Source organism: Dietzia aerolata, from assembly GCF_014144865.1.
Classification (GTDB): Bacteria; Actinomycetota; Actinomycetes; order Mycobacteriales; family Mycobacteriaceae; genus Dietzia; species Dietzia aerolata.
Genome location: NZ_JAALDM010000247.1, coordinates 1 through 2,467, shown reverse-complemented (window position 1 = coordinate 2,467; position 2,467 = coordinate 1). Strand labels below are relative to the sequence as shown.

Annotated in this window: 2 protein-coding genes and 1 pseudogene; all 3 read right to left on the bottom strand. The window is 69.5% G+C overall.

The features are described 5' to 3' along the window. On the bottom strand, positions 1–1,108 hold a 1,108-nt coding region (gene ftsZ / locus G6016_RS13790; RefSeq protein ID WP_241730316.1), incomplete at its 3' end, for a cell division protein FtsZ. A 303-nt stretch (positions 1,109–1,411) separates the two neighbouring features. Further along, on the bottom strand, positions 1,412–2,242 hold the full coding sequence (locus G6016_RS13785) for a cell division protein FtsQ/DivIB (protein ID WP_338403617.1): 831 nt from the start codon (positions 2,240–2,242) through the stop codon (positions 1,412–1,414). 13 nt (positions 2,243–2,255) lie between these two features. Further along, a pseudogene (locus tag G6016_RS13780) lies at positions 2,256–2,467 on the bottom strand (UDP-N-acetylmuramate--L-alanine ligase); the annotation flags it as partial.

The following is a 2,467-nucleotide window of genomic DNA, read 5'->3' as shown; positions in this document are numbered from 1 at the left end:
CCGACCCGGCGTAGGGCGACTCCTCGCGACGACTGCCGCCGAGCGGGGTCGAGCCGAGTTCGGAGGCGCCGCCGGTGTCCCCGGAGGCTCCCGGGACGGCGTCGTCGTCGAGGTGATGGCGTCCGCGGCGCGGCGCGGCACCACCAGCGGTGACCGGTCGCGATCCGCCCTCGAAGCCGGCGGCGATGACAGTCACGCGGACCTCGTCGCCGAGCGAGTCGTCCACGACGGTTCCGAAGATGATGTTGGCGTCCGGGTGCGCCTCCTCCTGCACGAGCGAGGCGGCTTCATTGATCTCGAACAGTCCCAGGTCGCTACCACCGGCGATCGACATCAGCACGCCCTTGGCGCCCTCCATCGTGGTCTCCAGCAGCGGCGAGTTGATCGCGGCCTCGGCCGCCTTGAATGCGCGACCCTCCCCGCGGGAGGAGCCAATGCCCATGAGGGCGCTGCCGGCTCCCGACATAACGCCCTTGACGTCGGCGAAGTCGACGTTGATCACGCCGGGCGTGGTGATGAGGTCGGTGATGCCCTGCACACCGTTGAGCAGGACCTCGTCGGCCGTCTTGAATGCCTCCATCATCGACACGCCCGCGTCGCCCAGCTGGAGCAGCCGGTCGTTGGGGATCACGATGAGCGTGTCGCACGCCTCGCGGAGCTGGTCGATGCCGGAATCGGCCTGGCCGCCGCGGCGCTTGCCCTCGAACGAGAACGGGCGGGTGACCACGCCGACGGTGAGCGCGCCGAGCTTGCGGGCGATCGCCGCGACGACGGGCGCGCCGCCGGTTCCGGTGCCGCCGCCCTCTCCGGCGGTGACGAAGACCATGTCGGCGCCCTTGAGGACCTCTTCGATCTCGTCCTTGTGGTCCTCGGCGGCCTTGCGGCCGACCTCGGGGTCGGCGCCGGCGCCGAGGCCGCGGGTGAGTTCGCGACCCACGTCGAGCTTGACGTCGGCATCCGACATCAGCAGGGCCTGCGCGTCGGTGTTCACCGCGATGAACTCGACGCCCTTGAGTCCCTCGTCGATCATGCGGTTGACCGCGTTGACGCCACCGCCGCCGATTCCGACGACCTTGATGACTGCGAGGTAGTTGTGCGGTGAGCTCATCGAGGCCCGGCCTTCCTTTTGGGGTGTCGTGCTCGTTTGCGTGCGTCTGTCTTGAGTCAGTCTGTACCGACGAGATCGCCGCGGACCTAAAGTCTCACCCTCTAGTTGAGGGTTAAACTTGCTGGTCAGGGGGCTTTTCCGCCGTCGGATCACACGGTAGGGGCACCGGCCCCGTGCGTCCACGAAGCGGGTGGGCGTGTCGCCGCGTGTGGTGATTCACGATGCCCGCAGAGCGCGTTCGCCGGCGCCGCGTCCCGGGCCGACGCCAGGGCTGACCCGACTACCGCCGGATCCGGCCGCGAATTAGCGGGTGGTCGGCAGTGCCGGGTTGGAGACGTTCCATATCTCGCCCGGTTGGGAGAGCACCATCTCCAGGGCGACCGCCTTCTCGTGGTCGCGGCCCGCCGCGCCCCATTCCACGATCCGGCCGTCGGCCAGGGTCAGGACGATCGAGGCGGGAGTGTCGACCTCGACCTCGGCGATCTCCTGCCCCGCCGTCCCGCGGACCTCATCGAACACCGTCGACAGGTCCCGCACGATCGACGGCAACGAGTTGCGCGCGTTCTCGCCGACCGTCAACAGCGGCGTCCCGGGGGGCGGCTCACCCTGTCCGAAGTCGATGCCCTCGTCGTCCACGAGGTGCAGTGCCCCGTCGACCTCGACCACGACCAAGGCGATCCGCTCGACGAGGTCGATCTGCAGGGTCGACGGGTAGTCACGGGTGACCGTCACCTGGTCGACCCGCGGAATCCCCGCCACCCGGCGGGCGATCGCGTGCGTGTCCACCTGGAGTAGCGGCGTTCCGGTCGCGACCGCCGCCCTCTCGACGACGGCCTCGGCGGGGATGGTCTCCGGTCCGTTGACGGTGACTTCGCGCACCGCGAACACCGGCAGGAAGTAGAGGGCGATATACCCGATCAGGAGCACTACCAGGCTCACGCCGAGGCCGATGTAGATGCGGTTGGTCCTGCGGCGCCGACGACGCAGTCTGGCCCGGACCGACGGATCGGAATGCCGGACGCGACGGTCGGACTCGCTCACGATCTCGGCGTCGTGTCGGCGATCCGGGTCGTCGGTCAGCGGGCCCGAGGAGTCGGGATCGGGCCCGTCGACGGTGGCTGAATCGTCTGTCACCGCCGCACCCTCCTCACGATCGGTGTCCGGGTCCGGCGACGATGCGCGGACCGAGTGTGGTGATGTCCCCGGCACCGAGCGTGAACACGACATCCCCCGGTTCCAGCATGCCCAGGACGGTGTCCAGTGCCGCATCGAGATCAGCGGCACGGTCCACGGGGGCGGTGACGTGGCGGGTGATCAGTCCGGCGTCGACGCCGAGCTCGGGTTGTTCCCGGGCGCCGT